At 36.1% G+C, this 1,018-nt stretch carries 1 protein-coding gene; it reads left to right on the forward strand.

Annotated elements, in window-relative coordinates; all coding sequences use genetic code 11:
- A partial coding sequence (locus ACFIMX_RS04300; protein WP_375694073.1) for a hypothetical protein occupies positions 1–919 on the forward strand: 919 nt, incomplete at its 5' end.
- Positions 920–1,018 lie beyond the last annotated feature (99 nt).

Here is a 1,018-nt window from a genome sequence, read left to right on the forward strand (position 1 = left end):
ACGTTGCGTGGCTGGTCATACTTTACACCGTATTAAAGCCATTAGAGATTTTGCTGATGTAAAGGCGGGCGACCTCGGCGGCTTTATTGAAAAGGAAAGTAACTTATCACATGATGGTAATTGCTGGGTAGCTAATGAGGCTTGTGTTTATAATAATGCTCTTGTTTCTGATAATGCTACTGTTTTTAATTATGCTAGTGTTTTCGATAATGCAACGGTTTGTGATAATGCAAAGGTATTTGATTTTGCTAGTGTTTATGACAATGCAAAAATACATGATAATGCCTTGGTTTTTGGATATGCTTTTGTTTACAAACATGCTCATGTTTTTAATAACGCCGCTGTATGTGATAAGGCTGTTATAAGAGACAATGCAAAAGTCTATGGGAAGGCTTTTATTAATTGGTATACACGTATTGAAGACAATGAAACGATTAATCTTGCATCTCAAATTTCTGATGACGCTTGTGTCTCTTTACCTATAACAAAAAAATACGAATTTACGAATGAAACGCGTTGTGTGGCTGGTCATACTTTACACCGCATTAAAGCCATTAGAGATTTTGCTGATGTAAAGACTGGTGATTTAGGTGGTTTTATCGAAAATGAAAGCAATCTCTCTCATGATGGCAATTGCTGGGTCTATGATAATGCTACCGTTTTTTGGGAAGCCGTCGTTTCTGACAATGCAAAAATACATGATAATGCTTATGTAAGGGGCTTTGTTTATGGCAATGCAAAAATATTAGGCTCTGCTCGTATTGATTGGGCTGCTCATGTTTACGATAATGCCGTCGTTTCTGACAATGTATATGTTTGTTACTTAGTAAAAATCTTTGGCAATGCTATAGTTGATGGCAATCAAAAAATTTATGATGATATTGGGAATAATAACAAAACCATAAATGAAGCTGCTTAAATAAAGCATGGGCGTTGTGGGGGCGCCTGCTTTCCAACCAAATTTCCCATTTCAAATTTTATCAAACGTTTATCACATTAGATTGTGAGGGTATCTCTA

The organism is Bartonella sp. AD24XZML (genome assembly GCF_042196485.1).
Taxonomy (GTDB): Bacteria; Pseudomonadota; Alphaproteobacteria; order Rhizobiales; family Rhizobiaceae; genus Bartonella.